Source organism: Achromobacter insuavis, assembly GCF_902859645.1.
GTDB lineage: Bacteria > Pseudomonadota > Gammaproteobacteria > Burkholderiales > Burkholderiaceae_B > Achromobacter > Achromobacter insuavis.
Map to the genome: position 1 here is coordinate 46,584 of NZ_CADIJR010000033.1, position 19,180 is coordinate 65,763.

16 protein-coding genes are annotated in these 19,180 nt (G+C 67.2%); 14 read left to right on the forward strand and 2 right to left on the reverse strand.

The window, feature by feature from the left end; genetic code table 11:
- The first annotated feature begins 78 nt into the window (after positions 1-78).
- From H0523_RS17365 to dld, 10 genes are all read left to right on the forward strand, one after another.
- On the forward strand, positions 79-1,359 hold the full coding sequence (locus tag H0523_RS17365; RefSeq protein ID WP_231689755.1) for an MFS transporter: 1,281 nt from the start codon (positions 79-81) through the stop codon (positions 1,357-1,359).
- Positions 1,360-1,402: 43 nt separating this feature from the next.
- The gene (locus H0523_RS17370; protein WP_082404392.1) at positions 1,403-2,899 is read left to right on the forward strand and encodes an NAD-dependent succinate-semialdehyde dehydrogenase; all 1,497 of its coding nucleotides are present in this window, start codon (positions 1,403-1,405) and stop codon (positions 2,897-2,899) included.
- Positions 2,900-2,926: 27 nt separating this feature from the next.
- Positions 2,927-4,351, forward strand: coding sequence for a Rieske 2Fe-2S domain-containing protein (locus H0523_RS17375; protein WP_054429852.1), 1,425 nt, complete (start codon positions 2,927-2,929; stop codon positions 4,349-4,351).
- A 17-nt stretch (positions 4,352-4,368) separates the two neighbouring features.
- On the forward strand, positions 4,369-5,322 hold the full coding sequence (locus H0523_RS17380) for a PDR/VanB family oxidoreductase (RefSeq protein WP_054429849.1): 954 nt from the start codon (positions 4,369-4,371) through the stop codon (positions 5,320-5,322).
- A gap of 11 nt (positions 5,323-5,333) precedes the next feature.
- Positions 5,334-6,944, forward strand: coding sequence for a GMC family oxidoreductase (locus H0523_RS17385; protein ID WP_054429848.1), 1,611 nt, complete (start codon positions 5,334-5,336; stop codon positions 6,942-6,944).
- Positions 6,941-7,720: a GntR family transcriptional regulator gene (locus tag H0523_RS17390; protein ID WP_054429846.1), complete on the forward strand. Its 780-nt coding sequence runs from the start codon at positions 6,941-6,943 to the stop codon at positions 7,718-7,720. The genes H0523_RS17385 and H0523_RS17390 overlap by 4 nt, the downstream gene beginning before the upstream one ends.
- 26 nt (positions 7,721-7,746) lie before the next feature.
- Entirely contained in the window at positions 7,747-9,204 is a 1,458-nt protein-coding gene (locus tag H0523_RS17395; RefSeq protein WP_054429844.1) for a sulfatase family protein, read from the forward strand.
- A gap of 120 nt (positions 9,205-9,324) precedes the next feature.
- Positions 9,325-10,074, forward strand: a complete 750-nt coding sequence (locus tag H0523_RS17400) for a sulfite exporter TauE/SafE family protein (protein ID WP_054429843.1) — start codon at positions 9,325-9,327, stop codon at positions 10,072-10,074.
- Positions 10,075-10,107: 33 nt separating this feature from the next.
- A complete protein-coding gene (locus H0523_RS17405; RefSeq protein ID WP_054429841.1) occupies positions 10,108-11,073 on the forward strand; it encodes a Bug family tripartite tricarboxylate transporter substrate binding protein in 966 nt (321 codons plus the stop codon).
- Positions 11,074-11,153: 80 nt separating this feature from the next.
- Positions 11,154-12,845 carry a D-lactate dehydrogenase gene (gene dld / locus H0523_RS17410; protein ID WP_156350005.1) on the forward strand — a complete coding sequence of 564 codons (1,692 nt, stop codon included), beginning with the start codon at positions 11,154-11,156 and terminating at the stop codon, positions 12,843-12,845.
- A gap of 55 nt (positions 12,846-12,900) precedes the next feature.
- Here dld and H0523_RS17415 read toward each other — a convergent pair whose 3' ends face one another.
- Positions 12,901-14,448 (reverse strand): flagellin N-terminal helical domain-containing protein, encoded by a 1,548-nt coding sequence (locus tag H0523_RS17415; RefSeq protein WP_054429839.1) that lies wholly within the window; start codon positions 14,446-14,448, stop codon positions 12,901-12,903.
- A 475-nt stretch (positions 14,449-14,923) separates the two neighbouring features.
- Between H0523_RS17415 and H0523_RS17420 the strand changes: the two genes are divergently transcribed.
- The gene (locus tag H0523_RS17420; protein WP_054430324.1) at positions 14,924-15,217 is read left to right on the forward strand and encodes a HigA family addiction module antitoxin; all 294 of its coding nucleotides are present in this window, start codon (positions 14,924-14,926) and stop codon (positions 15,215-15,217) included.
- A gap of 12 nt (positions 15,218-15,229) precedes the next feature.
- On the opposite strand, the gene H0523_RS17425 is transcribed toward H0523_RS17420, so the two are convergent.
- Complete coding sequence (locus H0523_RS17425) at positions 15,230-16,096, reverse strand: LysR substrate-binding domain-containing protein (RefSeq protein ID WP_054429838.1); 867 nt, start codon at positions 16,094-16,096, stop codon at positions 15,230-15,232.
- Between the two features lie 123 nt (positions 16,097-16,219).
- On the opposite strand from H0523_RS17425, the gene trpB reads away from it, so the two are divergent.
- From trpB to H0523_RS17440, 3 genes are all read left to right on the forward strand, one after another.
- Positions 16,220-17,428 (forward strand): tryptophan synthase subunit beta, encoded by a 1,209-nt coding sequence (trpB, locus tag H0523_RS17430; protein ID WP_054429837.1) that lies wholly within the window; start codon positions 16,220-16,222, stop codon positions 17,426-17,428.
- The gene (gene trpA, locus H0523_RS17435) at positions 17,425-18,213 is read left to right on the forward strand and encodes a tryptophan synthase subunit alpha (protein ID WP_054429835.1); all 789 of its coding nucleotides are present in this window, start codon (positions 17,425-17,427) and stop codon (positions 18,211-18,213) included. Before trpB ends, trpA begins: the two co-directional genes overlap by 4 nt.
- A 154-nt stretch (positions 18,214-18,367) precedes the next feature.
- On the forward strand, positions 18,368-19,180 hold an 813-nt coding region (locus H0523_RS17440), incomplete at its 3' end, for a ComEC/Rec2 family competence protein (RefSeq protein ID WP_180180102.1).

The window sequence follows — 19,180 nt, forward strand, 5'->3', positions numbered from 1 at the left end:
ACGCGGCGGATCTCGAAAAACAAGGGGCGAGACATGGCAACAGCAGCACCAGCGCAGGTGAATGTACGAGGGTGGGTCGTGACAGTGCTTCTGGCCCTGTTCATGGTCATCAATTTCATGGACAAGGCGATTCTCGGCATCGTGGCCGTGCCGCTGATGCAGGAACTGAGCATCGAGCCGGCGCAGTTCGGCATGATCGCCAGCAGCTTCTTCCTGTTCTTTTCGGTGTCGGCGATCGGCTTCGGCTTCCTCGCCAACCGGGTGTCGTCCAAGATCGTGCTGGTGGTGCTGGCCGGCATCTGGGGCGTGTCGCAAATGCCGCTGGCCTTCTTCGCCTCGGTGCCGCTGCTGTACTTCTCGCGCATTCTGCTTGGCATCGGCGAGGGGCCGGCGTATCCGCTGGCGCTGCACTCCTGTTACTCCTGGTTCGCCGACGACCAGCGCAACGTGCCATCGTCGGTGATCTTCCAGGGCGTGACGGTCGGGCTGCTGATCTCCGGGCCGGTGCTCACCTACATCATGCTCAACCACAGCTGGCACGCGGCGTTCCTGCTGCTGGGCGTCCTGAGCATCGTCTGGATGGTGCTGTGGCTGCTGTTCGGCGGCGACGGGCAGGTCCGCAACGCCGGCGCCAGCGCCGATGCATCGCAGGCTCGCGTGCCGTACTGGGTGCTGCTGACGGACCGCACCTTCCTGGCCAACATGCTGCTGTACTGGACCACGTACTGGATCTTCTCGGTGATGTTCACCTGGATCCCGGCCTACATGAGCAAGGCGCTGGGCTACTCCACGCAGGAAACCGGCTGGATGTTCATGATCTTCACCGGCATCAACATTCCGCTGGTGCTGGTCGGGTCGTGGCTGTCGCAGCGCATGCTCAAGCGCGGCATCGCGTCGATCTACGCCCGCGGCTGGCTCAGCTGTGCGTTCGTGCTGCTGGGCGGTGCCTGCATCCTGCTGTCCCTGTATGTGGCCGAACACCCCACGCTGCGCGTGTTGCTGCTGGCGCTGGGCTGCAACTTGCCGCAACTGACCTTCGTGCTGAGTTCGGCGATCGTCGCCGAGATCTCCTTCGATTCGCAGCGCTCGGCCGCGATGTCGATCAGCAGCGCGCTGGCGACTACCGGCGGCCTGGTGGCGCCGGCCTTGATGGGCCGTTTCATCGGTAGCGGCAACACCGTCGCGGCCGGCTATGAACAGGGCTTCCTGGTGTCCGCGGTGCTGGCCATCGGCGTGAGCGTCATTGGCGTGCTGTTCATCAATCCGCAGGCCAGCCGACGGCGCATGCAGGCACGAATGATCGCCGCGCCCGGCGCCGTCGCCGGGGCCGTGCCGGGTGGCGCGCAGCGGCTGTCATGACGGATCTTCTTCCCTTTCCCAGAACCACGATGAGTCACGAGCCATGAAGCAAACGAAACACGAGCCCGCCGCGGCGACCGCGAGCCAGGACGCGGCGGCCTATCCCCCCGCGCTCGCCCTGTACGTGGGCGGACAGTGGCGCGGTGCGCAGGGGCGGGAAACGCTGGCGGTGCGCAATCCCGCCAACGGCGCCGAACTGGGCAGGTTGCCGGTGGCCACGGACGAGGACATCGACGACGCGCTGCGCCACGCCGACGGCGCGTTCGCCACCTGGTCGCGCACCAGCGCCTGGGAGCGGGCGGCGATCCTGATGCGCGCCGCGCAACTGATCGACGAGCGGCGCGGCGAGCTGGCGGTGGTCCTGACGCTGGAGAACGGCAAACCGCTGGCCGATGCGGACGGCGAGCTGAGCCGGGTGATCGAAGGCATCGTCTACTGCGCGGAGGAATGCAAGCGCGCTTACGGCCGGCAATTGCCGCCCCGCTCGGCGCTGCTGACGCAGACCACCGTCAAGCGTCCGATCGGACCGGTGGCGGCTTTCGTGCCGTGGAATTTCCCGGCGTTCCTGGCCGCCCGCAAAGTGGCGGCGGCGCTGGCGGCTGGCTGCACCGTGGTGCTCAAGGCGCCCGAGGAAACCCCCGCCATCGGCATGCTGCTGGTGCGGGCCTTCCTGGACGCGGGCGTGCCGTCCGGCGCGATCGGCCTGCTGTATGGCAAGCCGGCGCAGATTTCCGAGCGCCTGATCGCCTCGCCCGTGATCCGCAAGGTCTCGTTCACCGGCTCGGTGCCGGTGGGGCGGTTGCTGGCCACGCTGGCCTCGCGCCATCTGAAGCCGTGCACCATGGAATTGGGCGGCCACGCGCCGGTGATCGTCTGCGACGACGTCGACGTGGCCCGCACCGCGCAGGCGTGCGTTGCCTTCAAGTACCGCAACAGCGGCCAGGTATGCCTGTCGCCCAGCCGCTTCTTCGTGCAGGACAGTCTCTACGAGGCCTTTGTCGCGCACTTCGTGGAGTACGCCAGTCAGCTCCAGGTGGGCGACGGCCTGGCGGACGGGGTGCGCATGGGGCCGCTGAACAACGAGCGGCGCCTGGCCGCGGCGACCGAACTGGTCGACGACGCGCGGCAGTGCGGCGCCCAGGTCAGGCTGGGCGGCGCGCGTGGGGCGGGCGCGGGCTATTTCTTCCCGCCGACGGTGCTGACCGACGTGCCCGCGAGCGCCCGCATCCTGCGCGAGGAACCGTTCTGTCCGGTGGCGCCAATCCTGTCCTTCGGCGACCTGGACGCCGCCATCGCGCGCGCCAATGCCGTCGAGTATGGGCTGGCGGCCTACCTGTTCACCAATGACCTGCAACGCGCCGCCACCTTTGCCGAGGACATCGACGCCGCGTGGATCGGCATCAACAACTTCACGCCCTCGCTGGCCGACGCGCCGGTTGGTGGCGTCAAGGACAGCGGGCTGGGCTACGAAGGCGGGCCGGAAGGCCTGGACGCCTACCAGCAGATCCGCTTCATCAGCCAATCGAATATGCGTGTTTGACCCATTCCAATCATCAGGAGACAAGACATGACGCAAGCCACGAGTTCCGTGCCCCCGACCCGCAGCGAGCATCCGTTGCGGTTCTCCGGCTACCAGCAACGCAACCGCCCCGGCCCGGACCTGGAACTGACCAGCAGCAACCCCGGCACGCCGATGGGCGAGTACATGCGCCGCCACTGGCAGCCGGTGTGCCTGTCGCAGGAGCTGACGGACGTGCCCAAGGCCATCCGCATCATGGGCGAGGACCTGGTGGCGTTCCGCGACAAGAGCGGCGACGTCGGCGTCATGCACCGCCAATGCGCCCACCGTGGCGCCTCGCTGGAGTTCGGCATCATCGCCGAGCACGGCATCCGTTGCTGTTATCACGGGTGGCACTACGGTGTGGACGGCACGCTGCTGGACGCGCCGTGCGAACCGGACGCCACGCGCCTGAAGGAAACCGTGTGCCAGGGCGCCTATCCCGCGTTCGAGCGTGATGGGCTGGTCTTCGCCTACATGGGCCCGGGCCAGGCGCCGCCGTTCCCGCAATTCGATACCTACAGCCTGCCCGCCGATACCCGGCTGGTGCCGTTCTCGAACATCTACCCGTGCAACTGGCTGCAGGTCTACGAGAACATCATGGACCACATGCATACCGCCGTGCTGCACAACCACATGGTGGTCGAAGGCGTGGACGCCGCGACCTCGGCGGGCGTGTCGCTGGAAGGCTTCGGCGACATGCCGGTCATGCAATGGGAAGCGACGCGCGACGGCAACGGCTGCGTGTTCATCGCCTCGCGCCGCCTGCCCGGCGACAAGATCTGGGTGCGCATCACCGAAATGGTGTTCCCCAACTACCTGCAGATCGGCTCGTTGCTGCCGACCGCCGCGCGCGAACGCCATGGCACCGCCGGCTGCACCCGCTGGAGCGTGCCGGTCGACGACGAGAACATGATCATCTTCGGCTATCGCCACTTCAACAGCACCGTCGACCCGGACGGCCTGGGCAACGAAGCGGACTGCGGCGTCGACAAGATCGACTTCCTGGAAGGGCAGACCGGCAACCGCAGCTACGACGAGGGACAGCGCGCGCCGGGGGACTGGGAGGCCATCGTCAGCCAGGGCCGGATCGCCGCGCACGGCGCCGAGCATCCGGGCGTCTCGGACGTGGGCGTGTACATGTGCCGCAAGCTGCTGCGCAACGCCGTGCAGGACAGGACCGCGCCCTACGCGCTCTACCAGCAGTTGCAGGAGCAGGGCCGGACGCTGCCGATCTATGCCCAGGATTCGGTGCTGGACATTCCCGAACTGGCCGACAAGCAGGCGGACCGCAAGCAGTTGGCGGCCGCCGGCAAGCAGGTGCTGGAGATCATGCGGTCGGCCGACGCGCTGCCGGCGGACCAGCGCGATGCGCACGTGCGCGTCCGGCTCGACGGCATCGACCGCGCGGGCCAGGCGGCCACCGCCGGCTGAGGGATGTGGAGAGAGCCATGCTGAAGTTGCGAGTCAGTGCGATCCGGTATGAGGCGCAAGGCATCTATGCTTTCGACCTGGTTGATCCGGGCGGCGCGCCGCTGCCCGCGTTCGAAGCCGGCGCGCACCTGGATATTCGTACGCCGGGCGGCGTCAATCGCCGCTATTCCCTGTGCAACGTGCCGGGCAGCACTGACCGCTATTGCATCGCCGTGCTGCACGTGCCGGACAGCCGCGGCGGTTCGCGCGCCATGCACGAACAGGTGCGGCCCGGCGACCTGCTGGAGGTGGCTGGCGTGCACAACTACTTCCCGCTGCGCGAGGACGCCGGCCATTCGCTGCTGCTGGCCGGCGGCATCGGCATCACGCCGTTGCTGGCGATGGCCGAACGGCTGCACGCGCTGGGCCGGCCGTACACGCTGCACTACTGCACCCAGTCGCCCGAGCGCACCGCCTTCGCCGGCTATCTGGCCGGCGACAAGTGGCGCGGCCGTGTCTTCCTGCACCACGATGGCGGCAACCCCGCCAACGGCCTGGATCTCGGCCAACTGCTGGCGCAGTGGCCGGACGATGGCCAACTGTATTTCTGCGGCCCGCCCGGCTTCATGCGCGCGGTGCAGGCCGCCAGCGCCCATTGGCCGGCGGGGGCGGTGCATTCGGAGCATTTCGGCGCAGACCTGGCGCCGGCGCCGCCGCCCGCGGCGGACAGCGAGCCGGCCAGCCTGACGCTGCGCCGCAGCGACCGGTCGGTGCCGGTGGCGCCGGGGCAAACCATCCTGCAGGCCCTGCGCGACGCCGGGGTGGCCTGCAATTCATCCTGCGAGGCCGGGCTGTGCGGTGAATGCCGGCTGCACTATCTGTCGGGCCTGATCGAACACAACGACTACCTGTTGAGCGACGACGAACGCGCCGACAGCGTACTGATCTGCTGCGCGCGTGTCCGCGAGGGCGCCGTGGTACTGGACATCTGAGGGGAAGGAACGTGGAGACCAGGGAGTTTGACTACATCGTCGTGGGCGCGGGCTCGGCCGGATGCGCCGTGGCCGCCAGGCTGGCGCAGGACCGCAAGACCACGGTGCTGCTGCTGGAGGCAGGTCCGCGGGACCGCAACATGTGGATCCACATCCCCATCGGCTATGGCAAGACCATGTTCAACCCGCAACTGAACTGGCAATTCGAATCCGAGCCCGAGCCCAATCTCGACAACCGCAGGATCTACATCCCGCGCGGCCGTACCCTGGGCGGGTCCAGCTCGATCAACGGCCTGGTCTACATCCGCGGCCAGAAAGAGGATTTCGAGCGTTGGCGGGCGCAAGGCAACGTCGGCTGGGGCTGGGACGATGTGTTGCCGTACTTCAAGCGCTCCGAGGCCAACGAGCGCGGCGCCGACGCCAGCCATGGCGGCGATGGTCCGCTGGCGGTGTCCGATATCCGCGGCCGCCACCCGTTGATCGAGGCCATCATCGGCGGCGCCAATGAACTGGGCGTGCCGCGCACCGACGATTTCAACGGCGCGCGGCAGGAAGGCGCCGGCTATTTCCAGCTGACCACCCGCAATGGCCTGCGCTGCTCGGCCGCCAAGGCCTATCTGCGCTCGGGCATCGCCGGCGACAATCTGTGCGTGCAATCCGATGCGCACGCCACCGGCCTGATCCTGGAGGGCCGCCGTGCCGTGGGGGTGTCGTACCTGCGCGCGGGCCAGGCCTGCCAGGCCCGCGCCCGGCGCGAGGTGGTGCTGAGCGCCGGCGCGATCCAGTCGCCGCAGTTGCTGATGCTGTCAGGCATCGGCGACGCCGACGCGCTGCGCTCGCTGGGCATCGCGCCGGTGCACCATCTGCCGGAAGTCGGCCGCAACCTGCAGGATCACCTGCAATCGCGGCTGATGTACCGCTGCACCCGGCCGATCACCACCAATGACGCCCTGCGCACCTGGTGGGGCACGGCCCGCATCGGCCTGCAATGGATCCTGCGCCGCGCCGGGCCGGTGGCGGCCGGCATCCAGCTGGGTGGCATGTTCGCGCGCACCAACGACGCCGAGCAGACCCCCAACGTGCAATTCCACTTCGGCACCATCAGCGCCGACATGACGGCCGGCCGGCCGCATGATTTCTCCGGTTTCACCCTGTCGGTCTGCCAGTTGCGGCCAACCAGCCGCGGCCGGCTCGACCTGGCCTCGCCCGATCCGCTGGCCGCGCCCCGGGCTCGCTTCAACTACCTGGACACCGAATTCGACCGGCGCACCATGGTCGAAGGGGTGCGGATGGCGCGCCAACTGGTGCGGACCCGTTCGCTGTCACCGTACGTTGCCGATGAATACCGACCCGGCTTCAACGTCGAGTCGGACGACGACGTCCTGCGTTTCATTCGTGGGTACGCCACCACCATCTTCCATCCCGTCGGCACCTGCCGCATGGGGGCCGACGCCGATGCCGTGGTCGATACCCGGCTGCGGGTCCGCGGGGTGGACCGGCTGCGCGTGGTCGACGCCTCGATCATGCCCCTGCTGCTTTCCGGCAATACCAACGCTGGTAGCATCGTGATCGGCGAGAAAGGCGCCGACATGATCATGCAAGACAGGGAGAAAATCTCATGAGTACCTTGGAACGTCGTCTGGAAATCTTCGAGACGCTGCATGCACCCGATCCGACCCGCCGGCCCAAGTACCAGCGGCTGGTCGAGGTGCTGGTCGACGCGGTCCGGCGCGGCATCTGGCAGCCGGGCGACCAGTTGCCGGCCGAGGAGGAGCTGGCGCAGCTCACGCCGTTCAGCCTCGGCACCGTGCAGCGGGCGTTGCGCGACCTGGTGGAGCAGGGCCTGGTGGTGCGCATGCACGGCCTGGGCAGCTTCATCGCGGAGGCGCCTCGCCAGATCGAGGATCCCTGGCATTGCCGCTTCCTGGACGACGATGGCGCGGTGCTGCCGATCTTTTCGCAAGCGGTGCTGCGCACGCCCGTGACCGGCGCGGGGCCCTGGAACGAGTACCTGGGAACCGAGGCCAATGTCATGCGGCTTGACCGCATCATCATCATCAACGACGAGTTCCGCATCTCCAGCCGGTTCTACGCCGACCGGCAATTGCTCAAGCGCCTGTGGGACATGCCCATGGACAAGCTCAACGGCGCCAATTTCAAGAAAGTCATCATCCAGCAATTCAAGTTGCCGATCACCAACATCACCCACCTGGTGAAGCTGGTCGATTTCGACACCGAGTCCTGCGAGCGCATCGGCGTGCCGCATCCCTACCGCGGCATCTACATGCAGGCCGTGGCGCGGTCCGGGCGCGGGCAGTGCGTGTACTACCAGGAATTCTTCCTGGGCCCGACCTCGCGCGATCTCGCGTTTCCCGATTCGAATTTATCAAGCGGCTGACATCAGCCATTCAACCTAGTAGAGCCATGACCGTGAAACCGAAGAACCTGTTGATCATCATGTCCGACGAACACTCGCCCAAGGCCTTGGGCTGCTATGGCAGCGAGATCGTCAAGACCCCTCATCTCGATGCCCTGGCCGCGCGCGGCACGCTGTTCCGCTCGGCCTATTGCGCCAGCCCGGTGTGCATTCCCGCCCGGGCCTCGTTCGCGGTGGGCAAGTACATTCATCAGATCGGCTATTGGGACAACGCCGACGCCTACGATGGCGCGGTGCCCAGCTGGCATCATCGGTTGCGCGAACGCGATCACGACGTGGTTTCGATTGGCAAGCTCCATTTCCGCCAGCCCGGCGAGGACCACGGGTTTTCGGAAGAGATCATCCCCATGCATATCATCGAGGGCAAGGGCGATCTGATGGGCCTGGTCCGCAGCGAACTGCCGGTGCGCAAGGGCGCCTACAAAATGGCCCACTTCGCGGGGCCCGGCGAGAGTTCCTACACCTTCTACGACCGTGAGATCACGGCCCGCGCCCAGGTCTGGCTGCGCGAGGCGGCGCGACGCGAATCGGACAAGCCGTGGGTGCTGTTCGTGTCGCTGGTGGCGCCGCACTTCCCGCTGACTGCGCCGCCTGAACACTATTACCGCTATTTCAACCAGAACCTGCCGCTGCCCAAGCTGTACGACCGGCGCGAGCGGCCGGACCACCCCTATCTGGTCGACTATCGCAACAGCTTCAACTACGACGATTATTTCGAGGGCGACGCGGTCAAGCGCGCCGTCGCCGGCTACTACGGCCTGTGCTCGTTCCTGGACGAGAACATCGGCAAGATCCTCAACGCGCTGGAGGACGCCGGCCTGGCCGATGACACCCGCGTGATGTACACCTCCGACCACGGCGACAACCTGGGCGCGCGCGGTCTGTGGGGCAAGTCGACCATGTTCGAGGAAACCGCGGGCGTGCCGCTGATCATGGCGGGCGACGACATTCCGCGCGGGCGGGTGGTCGACGTGCCGGTCACGCATATCGACGCCTATCCTACGGTGCTGGACGCCGTCGGCAACACCGAGCCGGCCTTGCGCGAAGGCTATCCCGGCCATTCGCTGTTCGACATCGCCCGCGGCGAGACGCCGCGGCGCAACGTGCTGGTGGAATATCACGGCATGGGTTCGACCACGGGCGCCTTCATGATCCGCCACGGCAAGTACAAGTACATCGAATACGCCGGCTATCCCGCGCAGTTGTTCGATCTGGAAGCCGACCCCGAGGAACTCCAGGACCTGGCCGCCGATCCGCGCCACGCCGATACCGTGCAGGCCTGCCGCCAGCAGCTGTATCTGATCTGTGACCCGCAGGCGGTCGATCGCCAGGCCAAGGCGCGCCAGCAGACGCTGCTGCGCGAGAACGGCGGCCGCGAAGCGGTGATCGCCCGCGGCGATCTCGGCTTCACGCCAGTGCCGGGTTCGGCCTTGGCGTTCGACTGACGCGGCACGGCAGTCGCGCCCGCGCGGGCATCGCGGCGGGCGCCCAGGGCCGGTGCGAGGCCCCTTTCAGTGTGGGCGGGCCCCGGCCTTCTCTTCCTTCGATTCCATTTGGGACGGCATATGCTCTTCGGGCCGATGTTGTGGTTCACCCTGGGCGGCGCGGCCGTCGCGGGCTTCGTGCAGGGGCTGTCGGGTTTCGCGTTCAGCATGGTGTCGATGGCTATCTGGGCCTGGGTGCTGGAGCCGAGCCTGGCCGCTGTGTTGACGGTGTTCGGCGCGCTCGTCGGCCAGGTGACCGGGGTTTTATCGGTGCGCCAGGCGTTTCCGTGGAAACTGTTGCTGCCGTTTCTGGCGGGCGGGGCGCTGGGCGTGCCGCTTGGCCTTGCCCTGCTGCCCCTGCTGGATCCCGCCGTCTTCAAACTGCTGCTGGGAATCGTGCTGGTCGCCTGGTGTTCGTTCATGTTGCTGTCGCGCCGCAAGATCGAACTGGACAGCGGTGGTCGCCTGGGAGAGGGCATCGCCGGCCTGTGCGGCGGGGTATTGGGCAGCCTGGCGGGCCTCACGGGACTCGCGCCCGCCTTGTGGTGCACCCTGCGCCACTATCCCCGCGAAATGCAGCGCAATCTGATCCAGGGATTCAACCTGCTGATCCTGTCGTTCACGATGACGTGCTACGTCGTCTCGTCGACCGTGTCGCTGGCCATACTGCCCTGGTTCGGGGCGTTGCTGCCCGTCGTCATGGTGTCGACCTGGCTGGGCGCGCGCCTGTACGCCCGCCTGTGCGACGAAACGTTCCGCCGCGTCGTCCTGATGTTGTTGACGCTATCCGGCGCGGCCTTGCTGGTCTCGTCAGCCCGCGCCTTCCTGTGACGCAGGCCGGTGACGGTCTGACTTGGAGATATCATGCTTCGAACTGCCATTCTCGTTTCCTGTTTTGCGCTCTTCGGCGCGGGCGCCCAGGCCAATCCCTGGCCGCAACGCCCCGTCACGTTGATCGTGCCGTATCCCGCCGGCGGAGGGGTCGATACCGCCGCCCGCATCTACAGTGCCGCCATTTCCAGGATCCTGGGACGGCAGGTCGTCGTGGAAAACCGCGCGGGCGCTTCGGGCGCGATCGGCGCCCAGGCCGTTGTGCGTGCCGCGCCAGACGGCTACACGTTTCTGCTGTCGTCGCCGGCGGAAGTCCTGGTTACACCCATCGCCGGAAAGCCCTTGCCCTATGATCCGGAAAAGGACTTGACGCCAATCGCGTTCGTGGGCGACACGCCTTTGGGAATCGTGGCGCATCCCGAGCGCGGTCCGAAGTCGCTAGGTGAATTGGTTGCCAGTTCACAAAAGCAAGGTGTCAAATTCAACTATGGCACGCCGGGCAGTGGCAGTACGATGCATTTCGCCGGCGCCGCGATGCAAGCGATTGCCGGCGTGAATTGGCAACACGTGCCGTACAAGGGCGCCGCGCCAGCGGTCAACGACGTTCTCGGAGGCCAGATCGACTTCGTCATTACGGGCTTGCCCCCGCTGGTAGCGCACATCAAGACCGGCAAACTGACCCTGCTGGCGGTTACATCCGCGAATCGTTCGCCGCTGTTCGCTGACGTGCCCGCCATCTCGGAGCTGCCGTCGATGGCTGGTTACCAATTCACCAACTGGCTCGGGCTCTTCGGCCCCGCTCAATTGCCTCCCGGGATCGGAAGAAAAATGAGCGCCGCATTCGAAAGCGCGGTCCAGGACGAAGCGGTCCGTCAACGATTGCAGGAAGCCGGCTGGCGTGCCGTCGTGCTGGAGCAGGACGCATTTGTTCAGTTCCTGGCGCAAGAGCGCTCTCGCTACCAAACGGTGCGCGACAAGGCCGGGATGATCATTGAATGACCGCGCGTGCCGCTTGCGTCGTCACCGATGGCGCGATGGCCATGATTTCCCGTTCCCACAGTTTCTTTCCAAGGACCTGCATGAATCCTGATAACCAGCGCCTGCTCGACGAATTGCGCGGCATCGTCGGCACGGCCCATGTCCTGACCGATCCGCAGCATACCCAACGGTTCCGCACAGGATTCCGCTTCGGCTTCGGATCGGCGATCGCGGTTGCGCGGCCGGGCAGCCTTCTGGAGCAATGGCGATTGGTCCAGGCATGCGTGGCGCACGGCAAGATCGTGATCATGCAAGCGGCCAATACCGGCTTGACCGGAGGGTCGACGCCGGACGGCAATGACTACGATCGGGAGATCGTGATCATCAGCACGTTGCGCATGAAGAAGATACAGCTGATCCGCGACGGGCATCAGGTGATCTGCTTTCCCGGCGCCACCTTGGACCAGCTGGAGAAAGCGCTCAAGCCGCTGGGACGCGAACCGCACTCCGTCATCGGGTCTTCATGCATTGGCGCGTCGGTGTTCGGCGGGATCTGCAATAACTCCGGTGGATCATTGGTGCAGCGCGGCCCCGCCTTTACCGAGATGGCCGTGTTTGCGCAGTTGGGGCAGGACGGCAAACTATCCCTGGTCAACCACCTGGGCATCTCATTGGGAGAATCCCCCGAGGAGATCCTGCGGCGTCTGGATGACGGCACCTACCGTCCTGACGACATCGGCGATGGCGGACGCGGGTCGGATCAGGATTATGCGCGGCACGTCCGCGACGTCGACGCGGACTCGCCCGCGCGGTTCAACGCGGACCCGAAACGGCTGTACGAGGCTTCCGGGAGCGCCGGCAAGCTGATTCTCTTTGCCGTGCGCCTGGACACGTTTCCGGCGGAGACGCAGACCGACGTTTTCTACATCGGGACGAATGATCCGGCGGAACTGACGGATATTCGACGATACCTTCTGACGGCCTTGCCGGCGCTGCCCATCGCGGGGGAGTACATGCACAGGGATGCGTTCGATATCGCCGACGTCTACGGCAAGGACACTTTTCTGGCCATCCGCAGACTGGGCACCGCAAGGCTGCCCACCTTTTTCGCGTTGAAAGCGCGCGTTGACAATTTCTGCGCGAGATTCCCGTTCTTGCCCAGGAACATGAGCGACCGGCTGTTGCAGTTCTTCAGCGAACGCTGTGGCGATCATCTGCCCGCTCGCCTGCGCGACTTTCGCGCCCGGTATGAACACTATCTGATGATCAAGGTGTCGAGAAAGCTGAAGGAGCCGCTTCAGGTTTTCCTGGATTCCTATTTCAACCAGGCCACGGGCGCCTATTTCCTGTGCTCCCCGGAAGAGGGCGCATCCGCCTTCCTGCTGCGATTCGCGGCGGCCGGCGCCGCCGTGCGCTACCGCGCCATGCATCCGGATGCGGTGGAGGATATCGTCGCGCTGGATATTGCCCTGAAGCGCAATGACCGAGACTGGCTGGAGGTGCTGCCCGAGGACATGGAGACCGCCATGGTGGCCAAGCTCTATTACGGACACTTTCTTTGCCATGTCTTCCATCAGGACTACATCGTGAGAAAGGGCGTGGATTGCCTGGCGCTGGAGCACCGCATGTGGAAGCTGCTGGACGCCCGTGGCGCGCAGTATCCGGCCGAACACAACGTTGGACATCTGTATCGCGCCGGCCCCGAGCTTCGGAATTTCTACCGCGCCCTGGATCCTTGCAATCAGTTCAACCCAGGGGTCGGGCAGCTATCAAAGCGCAAGAACTGGATGTGAGGCGCCGAAGTCCCTCGTCGGATCGCTGCCGCGTTCTACCACGACCCGTGACGCGTCAATCCTCCTTCAACAACGCCAACACGTTCTGCGCCAACTGATTGGCCTGCGTCAAGGCGACCTTGCTGGCTTGCTGCAGGATCTGCTGGCGCGTCAGGTTGGAGGTTTCGACGGCGTAGTCCGCGTCCTCGATGCGGCTGCGGGCCTGGCTGAGGATATCGGCGGTGTGGTTGAGGTTGGTGATGACCGAGCCCAGGCGGTGCTGCATCGCGCCCAGCTCGCCGCGCAGGCTGTCGACCTGGCCCAGGGCTTGGGTCACCCGCTTCATGGGCACGACCTTGAGGTTCACGGTCGGCGGCGCGTGTTTCGGCTTGAAGGACACCTCGCCGGTGGACGAAATGCTGATGTCGTAGAAATTGCCATCGCTGCCGCTGATGACGTATTCGCCGTTGGCGTTGCCGGTGGCGTCGGTCAGGTAGTGCACCTTGCTGTGCTGGTCGAACAGGGGCCGGCCATCGTCGGCGGCGGGCACCGGCGCGAGGCTCTGGAGAAAATCGAACAGTCGGATGGGCGTGTCTTTCTTGACGGCGTCGGCGGCAGGCGGGGGGCCGGGGGGAGGCGCGACCACGGGCGGCGTGGGCGTGGGGGCCGGCACGGCAGGGGGGGCGACCGGGACCGGAAAGGTGCGGCCGACCAGCGTGGGCACGCCGCTGCGGGTGATCGCCGCCGCTTCCGCGGCGCTCAGGGTGGTTCTGTCCAGGCGCGGCAGGACGCTGATGTCGATGTCCACGACGCCTCCCACGGGTGCGGGCAAGGTGGGAATGCGGTACTCGTTGCGGGCGAGACCGCCGTGGACCTCCTGGACGAGGTATTGCGTCGTGCCGTTGAACTGGTAACTCAGGAGATAGGCGTCGAATATCGTGAGGACGGTGGCGCCATTCCTGATGCTCAGGACGGCGGTGGTGGTGGGGGGCGCTATCGCGGGCGGCGGCGCGACCGCCGGTGGCGGGGCGATCGGCGCGGGCTCGGACTGGGTGTCGATCACCGTCCTGTCGACGGCGCTGCCCAGACGCGGATCATGCACCACGTCGATCTGGTCCAGGTTCAGGGTTTTCGTGTTGACGAGCCGGGTGTTGAGTGTGAGCGTGTCGCCATCGTGGGCGCCGACCTGGATGGACAGATCGGCGTCCTGGGCCAGCACGTCGAGGCTGTTGAAGCGGGTCTGGTGCGAAATCCGCTCGATTTCGCCGAGATGCTGGTCGATCTCGGCCTGGATGGATTCCAGGTCGCCGATCGAGTTGGTGGAATTCTGCGCCTGCACGGCGAGTTCGCGGATGCGTTGCAGGCTGTGGCCCATCTCGCCCAGCGCGCCCTCGATGGTCTGCGCCAGCGAGATGCCGTCATTGGCGTTGCGCGCCGCCTGGTGCTGCCCGCGGATCTGGGCGGTGAAATGGCTGGCGATGGATTCACCGGCGGCATCGTCCGCGGCGTGGTTGATGCGCAGGCCGGACGACAGCCGCTCCGTGGCCACGGCCAGCGCGGATTCCGACTTGCCCAGGTTGGTGCGCGCCCGTAACGACAGGGACTGGTTTCTGATCGAGGGCATGAGGTTCTCCAATGCGAGGTTGCCAGCCGGCCAGTGCCGCGGCTGTCAGCGGGATGCGGGCTGTCGTGCTGCGGGAATGGCGCGGGTTGATTCGAGCCGTCGTGGACGGCGTGGCGCGTGACGAATCAGCGCGCCGAACGATATGGGGTCGATGATGGCACGCGGCCCACACTGGGTGGGCCGGTTTGCGCCGAACGGGCGCGGCTTTGTTTATCCGAAGAGGGATAGATCATTCTAAAAATGCTAAGCCGATCCCCCGCCGGCCGTCTCGCCGCGCGCTCGAATCCCGGATTCATCCGACGCGGCGCGCGTCTGGTCGGCGCGTCGCCGTGGCGTCGATCCGGGCATAGAGGCCGAACCGGCCGCCCGATAAGCCGCTTTGGGGACTCAAGACCGCTCCCAAAGCCGATAAACGGTGTGTCTCTGTTGACGACGTTACCGCCCATGCCGAGCATGAGGTCCTGCAATGGAGATCATGATGCATAACCCTCCGCATCCGGGCGAAGTCCTTCGGGAAGATGTCATCGCCGCCTTGGGGCTGTCCGTGACGGAAGCCGCCGATCGGCTGGCGATGTCACGGGTGGCCCTGTCCCGGGTGCTCAATGGCAAGGCGGGCATCAGCCCGGACCTCGCTGTCCGGCTGGAGCAAGCCGGGGCGGGTACCGCGCAGGCATGGGTGGCGATGCAGGCGAACTACGATCTGTGGCAGGCCTTGCAACATGCGCAGCCGCCAGTCAGGCCCCTGGCCTCCGCGGCGCCTGGACGATGACGGGTCCATGCCCTATCCGACCCGCGCGGCATCGGGCTGCGCCTGCGCCTTCAACCAGCGCTTGAAATCGTCCACGACTTCCCTGGCATCGGTGCGCGCATAGAGGCTGAACCGGCCGCCCGTGTCCTGGAAGCCGAGGGGGGCGGCCAGCCGGCCGGCCCGGATATCGGCCTGCGCCAGTTCGCGGGGCGCGATGCCGATGCCCAGGCCCGCCACCGCGGCCTCGAGCATGTGGCCGAGCTGGTCGAACTGACGCCTGGGCTGTTGCGCGCCGAGCGTCACGCCGCTGGCCTGCGCCCAGTGTTCCCAGGCGGCGGGGCGCGCCGCGGCATGCAGCAATGGCGAGCCCAGCACGTCGGCCGGCCGCCGGATCCGCCCGACCAGCGCCGGCGCGCAGACCGGCCCGATGCTTTCCTGAAATAGCGGCACCGCCTCGATGTCCGGCGACCGGTGCTCGTCGGCCACGATCAGCACATCGACCACGCGCCGCTCCAGCAACGCGATGTCGGCCGCCGTCTGCAGGCGCACCTGGACGCCGGGATGGGCGCGCTCGAAGTGCTCGAGCCGCGGAATGATCCAGTTGGACAACAGGCTGGCCGGCGCGCCGATCACCACCTCGGTCGATGCCGAGCGGCCGAGCAATTCGGCCAGGCGCTGTTCGAGCATGTCGAACGCCGGCAGGCAGACGCGGTGCAGATCCTGGCCCGCCGCGGTCAGCCGCACGCCCTCCGAATGCCGCTCGAACAGCTTGCCGCCGAGCCAGGTCTCGAGCTGCCGGACCTGCTGGCTGACCGCGCTGTGCGACACGCCCAGCTCTTGCGCCGCGAGCGACAGGTTCAGGTGGCGGGCGGCGCTGTCGAAGACGCGCAGCGAGTTCATGGGAGGCAGGTTTCTCATGCCGTTGATATTAGAAAATCTGATACCGATGAGCAAGAAATCTATGATTTATCTGGATGTTTTGTCTGGATACCATGGTTGTCATGTTCCCTAAGGCCTGAAACCATGTCTTTTATCCCCCATCCTGAATACCCCGATGCCGCCGGGCAGTTCGGCCGTTATGGCGGCCGCTACATGCCCGAGACGCTGGCGCCCGCGCTCGATGCGCTGGAACACACCTTCCGCGCGGTGCGCGAGGACCCCGCCTTCTGGGCCGAGTACCGCGCCATGCTGGCCGACTACGTGGGACGCCCGAGCCCGCTGCTGCATGCCCAGGCGCTCAGCGAGGAACTGGGCGGCGCGCGCATCTTCCTCAAGCGCGAGGACCTGAATCACACCGGCGCCCACAAGATCAACAATTGCCTGGGCCAGGCGTTGCTGGCGCGGCGCATGGGCAAGCGCCGCGTCATCGCCGAGACCGGCGCCGGGCAGCACGGGGTGGCCACCGCCACGGTGTGCGCCTTGTTCGGCCTGGAATGCGTCGTCTACATGGGCGCCGTCGACGTGGCGCGGCAGTCCTCCAACGTGGCGCGCATGGAGATGCTGGGCGCCCAGGTCCGGCCGGTGCCGGACGGCAGCGCCACGCTGAAGGACGCGATGAACGCCGCCATCCGCGACTGGATCGCGCATCCGGACGACACCTATTACCTGCTGGGCACCGGAGCCGGGCCGCATCCCTATCCCTGGCTGGTGCGCGAACTGCAGAAAGTCATCGGCGAGGAAACGCGCGCGCAGATCCTCGCGAAGACCGGACGGCTGCCGGACGCGATGGTCGCCTGCGTGGGCGGCGGCTCCAACGCCATCGGCTTCTTCTATCCGTTCCTGAACGACGCCGGCGTGCGGCTGTTCGGCATCGAGGCGGCCGGGCGCGGCACGCAGACCGCCGAGCACGCGGCCAGCATCGGCGAGGGATCCCCCGGCGTTCTGCATGGCTGCCGCAGCTACTTCCTGCAGGACGCGGACGGCCAGATCCAGAACGCGCATTCGATCTCGGCCGGTCTCGACTACCCGGGCGTCGGCCCGGAACACGCGCTGCTGCACGATACCGGGCGGGTCGTCTACGAATCGGTCACCGATGCCGAGGCGGTCGACGCCTTTCTGTGGCTGACGCGCCGGCAGGGCATCATCCCCGCGCTGGAAAGCGCCCATGCCCTGGCCTACGCCAGGCAACTCGCGCCGCGCATGGACCGCGAGCAGGCGCTGGTGGTCTGCCTGAGCGGGCGCGGCGACAAGGACTTGAATTCGGTCCTGCAATTCACCGGAGACGCCGCATGAGCCGTATCGAACAGACTTTGGCGGCGTTGCGCGCCGCCGGCCGGCCGGGCCTGGCCGCCTATTTCACGGCGGGAGACCCGTCCTACGATGACTGCCTGGCCTTGCTGAAAGGCCTGCCCGCCGCCGGGGCCGACGTGATCGAACTGGGCATGCCGTTCAGCGACCCGATCGCCGACGGGCCCGTGCTGCAACAGGCCAATGCGCGCGCACTGAAGGCGGGGCAGACCCTGCGCCGCACGCTCGACCTGGTCGCCGCTTTCCGCGAGGAGGACGAGCGCACGCCGGTCGTGTTGATGGGCTATCTGAACCCGCTGCTGCGCTATGAAGCGGCCAGCTTCATGGCCGACGCGGCCTGGGCCGGCGTCGACGGGCTGATCGTGGTGGATCTGTCGCCCGAGCATGCCGCCGGCATCGAACGGCTGGCGCGGCGCCACGGCATCGCCATCATCAAGATGACCGCGCCGACGACCACGGAAGCGCGCCTGGAGAGGGTGCTGGAAGGCGCCAGCGGGTTCGTGTACCACGTGATGCTGGCGGGGACGACGGGCGCGGCGCTGCCTTCGGACGCCGTGATCGCCGGTGCGCTGGAACGGATCCGGGCGCAGACGTCACTGCCGATTGCCGCGGGCTTCGGCGTGCGGACCGCCGAACAATTGAAGGCGGTCGGGCGCCATGCGGATCTGGTGGCGGTGGGGACCCGGCTGGTCGAGGTGCTGGCGGCAGGCGGGGTGGGGGCGGCGCTGGCGGAAGTGCGGGGGTTGGGGGCGGCGGCGCGAGGGGAGTGATGGCTGGATGGGACACCGACGGTTTCCCGAGGTGGGCAAATCCCTTCACACACCGACCGCCTGAGCGCCTGTCGCCCTACGCTGATCCGTTTCTCGGGAGACGGACATCAAGGGGCGCATATTCTGCCTGGCCATCGTGGCGGGCGCGGGGGCGGTGCAGACACTCGCGGCGCTGCCGGGGGCGGGGTTCTATCTGTCGGCCGGGGCGGCCTGCGTTGTGTTGCCGTTGGCTCTACGGCGTTGGCGCGGCCGGCTGGCGGGGATGCTGGCCTGCCTGGCCGCGGGGCTGCTGGCGGGCGCCGTCAACGCCGCGATACAGGCGCAATGGCGGCTGGACGACGCATTGGCCGACCTGCACCAGAACGCCGTCGCGCGGCTGGCGTTGCGCGTGGCCGAGCTGCCCGACGATGACGCGGGCGGCGTGCGTTTCGTGGGCGAGCAGGTCGGGCCGGCGCGTTCCGGCATTCCGCGGCGCATCCTGGTGTCGTGGTTGGCGCCGCCCGGCGCGCAGCCGGGGCTGCCGGCGGTGGCGCCGGGCCAGGTGTGGCGCATGGCGCTGGTGCTGCGCCGGCCGCATGCGCCGCTCAATCCCGACGCGCCGGATGGCGAGGCGCGCCTGTTCGCGCGTGGCCTGCGCGCCACGGGCACGGTGCGAGGCCAGCCGCGCTTGCTGGAAGACCAGCCCTGGGCGTCAGCCGGTGTCGCCATCGAGCGGGCCCGGTATCGGGTGCGCGCAGGCATGCGGCGCGCCCTGGGCGCGCATCGCTACGCGCCGGTGCTGATCGCGCTGGCGATCGGCGACCAGGCTGGCGTGGCGCGCGACGACTGGCGCCTGTTCAATCGCAGCGGCATCACCCATCTGGTGTCCATCAGCGGCATGCATGTGACGTCGATCGCGGGCCTGGCGGGCTGGCTGCTGGCGGCGGCGTGGCGGCGCGCGCGCTGGCGCGGCGGCAGCCTGGCCGAG

Excerpts from the sequence above, each read along its gene's own strand:
- H0523_RS17400 (WP_054429843.1), top strand. The coding sequence starts at position 9,325 with ATGCTCTTCGGGCCGATGTTGTGGTTCACCCTGGGCGGCGCGGCCGTC.
- H0523_RS17370 (WP_082404392.1), top strand. The coding sequence starts at position 1,403 with ATGAAGCAAACGAAACACGAGCCCGCCGCGGCGACCGCGAGCCAGGAC.
- trpB (WP_054429837.1), top strand. The coding sequence starts at position 16,220 with ATGTCTTTTATCCCCCATCCTGAATACCCCGATGCCGCCGGGCAGTTC.
- H0523_RS17420 (WP_054430324.1), top strand. The coding sequence starts at position 14,924 with ATGATGCATAACCCTCCGCATCCGGGCGAAGTCCTTCGGGAAGATGTC.
- H0523_RS17395 (WP_054429844.1), top strand. The coding sequence starts at position 7,747 with ATGACCGTGAAACCGAAGAACCTGTTGATCATCATGTCCGACGAACAC.
- H0523_RS17425 (WP_054429838.1), bottom strand. The coding sequence starts at position 16,096 with ATGAACTCGCTGCGCGTCTTCGACAGCGCCGCCCGCCACCTGAACCTG.
- H0523_RS17405 (WP_054429841.1), top strand. The coding sequence starts at position 10,108 with ATGCTTCGAACTGCCATTCTCGTTTCCTGTTTTGCGCTCTTCGGCGCG.
- dld (WP_156350005.1), top strand. The coding sequence starts at position 11,154 with ATGAATCCTGATAACCAGCGCCTGCTCGACGAATTGCGCGGCATCGTC.
- trpA (WP_054429835.1), top strand. The coding sequence starts at position 17,425 with ATGAGCCGTATCGAACAGACTTTGGCGGCGTTGCGCGCCGCCGGCCGG.
- H0523_RS17375 (WP_054429852.1), top strand. The coding sequence starts at position 2,927 with ATGACGCAAGCCACGAGTTCCGTGCCCCCGACCCGCAGCGAGCATCCG.
- H0523_RS17380 (WP_054429849.1), top strand. The coding sequence starts at position 4,369 with ATGCTGAAGTTGCGAGTCAGTGCGATCCGGTATGAGGCGCAAGGCATC.
- H0523_RS17390 (WP_054429846.1), top strand. The coding sequence starts at position 6,941 with ATGAGTACCTTGGAACGTCGTCTGGAAATCTTCGAGACGCTGCATGCA.
- H0523_RS17415 (WP_054429839.1), bottom strand. The coding sequence starts at position 14,448 with ATGCCCTCGATCAGAAACCAGTCCCTGTCGTTACGGGCGCGCACCAAC.